The organism is Pseudomonas nicosulfuronedens (genome assembly GCF_005877905.1).
GTDB lineage: Bacteria > Pseudomonadota > Gammaproteobacteria > Pseudomonadales > Pseudomonadaceae > Pseudomonas > Pseudomonas nicosulfuronedens.
The window spans coordinates 1-1,802 of sequence record NZ_SWDV01000110.1 but is presented as its reverse complement, the minus strand read 5'-3'; the positions used below and the strand labels follow the sequence as shown (position 1 = coordinate 1,802).

The 1,802-nt window shown below is 55.0% G+C and carries 4 protein-coding genes; 1 reads left to right on the top strand and 3 read right to left on the bottom strand.

Features of this window, described 5'->3' with window-relative positions:
* The 3 genes from FAS41_RS31105 to FAS41_RS30640 all read right to left on the bottom strand — a co-directional run.
* The coding region (locus FAS41_RS31105) for a hypothetical protein (protein ID WP_218939154.1) at positions 1–240 on the bottom strand (240 nt) is incomplete at its 3' end.
* A gap of 326 nt (positions 241–566) precedes the next feature.
* Positions 567–800, bottom strand: a complete 234-nt coding sequence (locus FAS41_RS30645) for a hypothetical protein (protein ID WP_138527019.1) — start codon at positions 798–800, stop codon at positions 567–569.
* A gap of 67 nt (positions 801–867) precedes the next feature.
* On the bottom strand, positions 868–1,152 hold the full coding sequence (locus FAS41_RS30640) for a DUF4224 domain-containing protein (RefSeq protein WP_138527018.1): 285 nt from the start codon (positions 1,150–1,152) through the stop codon (positions 868–870).
* 47 nt (positions 1,153–1,199) lie between these two features.
* Here FAS41_RS30640 and FAS41_RS30635 point away from each other — a divergent pair, with 47 nt between their 5' ends.
* Positions 1,200–1,460, top strand: a complete 261-nt coding sequence (locus FAS41_RS30635) for a pyocin activator PrtN family protein (protein ID WP_138527017.1) — start codon at positions 1,200–1,202, stop codon at positions 1,458–1,460.
* Positions 1,461–1,802 lie beyond the last annotated feature (342 nt).

Genomic DNA, 1,802 nt, shown 5'->3' with positions numbered 1-1,802 from the left:
ATGACCGAACGTATCCGCGATGTTTCTTATCCTGCCAGGGCCTCTTTGCTCGAAGTCCTCCAGAACCCACTTTGACAGTAGCTCGACATGCGATTCATAAGGGGTGTTCGAGAGAATATCTCGAAGTGTGCGGCCAGTTCGGCCCTTGCAGTCACGCCCTATATGCGTGCCATCAGAGAGAGCGCGCTCGAACTCATCTGCTAGTCGATTAAGACGGATTGCTTGCTCTTCGCAGGCCATTCAGGACTCTCCATGTGAAACCCCCTCAGGCGATGAGTAGCAAAGCCCGCTCAGCGGCGGGCCCTGGCAAAGCTATCGATCGGTCATATTTCGCGCGCTCTTTGACGACGCTCCTCGACTAGCTCATCAGCGGTAGCAGCTGCTTCCCGCGCAGCTAATTCAGGTCGAGAGGGATAACGCTCAAGCGCCATCCCCAGGGCTGCCGCCGCGAACTGATCCCAAGCAGCGAGTTCCTCTTCATTTAGCCTGATCATCCTTACCTCCTAGTCGATGGAGGCCAACATATATCAAGCCATCATTTTGCAATCAAGCGAGCCAGATGCAACCTAGATGAGCTCGTCATCAATCCGAACCACTGCCTTACCTGTGTTGCTGTAGGGAATGCTCACCCTCACAACCTTGCCAGAATCAGTCGTAATCTCCACCACCATCTGGGTTGGCGGAGCAGCAAAGTCGTCGGTGAACAGGGTGTGAATCGCGTTTTGGCAGGACTCCCCCTTTTCGTGAATCCAGTAAGCGGAGCCGTCCACTGCTGGAACATAAACCTCGATATTCGACATGCGTCCTCCTTTTCGAGCCAGAGGGAAAGAGGGTGAACCTGGACAAGATAGACCGTCTGCTGCGCCTTCATTTGGTGCTAAACATCATTCTGCAGGACAAACCGCGCAGCGTGCTGAGCCTCTGCAAAGGCTGCTGACCCGACCGAAGGCGAAGCTGCGGCTCTCGCTTCTTCTCACCCAACTTCCCTCCAAGGCGGCCTTCAACTGCCTGGCGCAGAACTTTGGGCTGACCATCGCCACCCATGACGAATGGAAAGCCATTGCGCTCCAACCATCTGGCTTGCGCAGAGGGTTTTCGGTAACCGCTAAGCTCAACCAATTCAATCGCTGTCAGCACGATGGATGTTTCCACTTCGAATCTCCAGGGGAGTCCACAATCCAGTGATTGAGGAACCAACAGTGAACACCGCATTTCTGCTGATGGCCCAGTACAACGGAGCAGCCATCATCCCGCTCGAGCGCGTATGCGCCGACTACTTCAGCCACCTGTCACCGGAGAAGCTCCAGCGGAAGGTGCTGGCGGGAGAAATCAATCTGCCTATCGTACGCATGGAGCGCTCGCAGAAGACCGCGCGGGGTGTCCATCTAGCTGACCTGGCCAGGTACATCGATGATCGCCGGTCAGAAGCCCAGGAAGAGCTCAGAAAGCTGAGGCGGTGACACACACGCTGGTCTAGCTCTGGTCTAGTTAACTTGTTAACCATTTGCTGATTTCAAATGGCAGTTAACACCGGGCGTAAGCCTAGTGCCACAAGGGTTATAGGGCTGATGACGACCGGTAAGGTAAGGTAAAGCTTTTTGAAAAGGGGAATTTTTTCTGCGCGTGCGAGGGGGCGTGGTTTCCAGTCGAAAGGGGATTGGAGTATCCAACTACCCCCCTACCCCTGACGTGAGAACACAGCAAAATTGTTGCGATTAGTGCTCAGCGAATTGGTCAGACGGTTTCCAAGTAGGCGTGCCCGACGATCTCCCTTCCCCGCCCCTGGTACTGCCTGGACAACG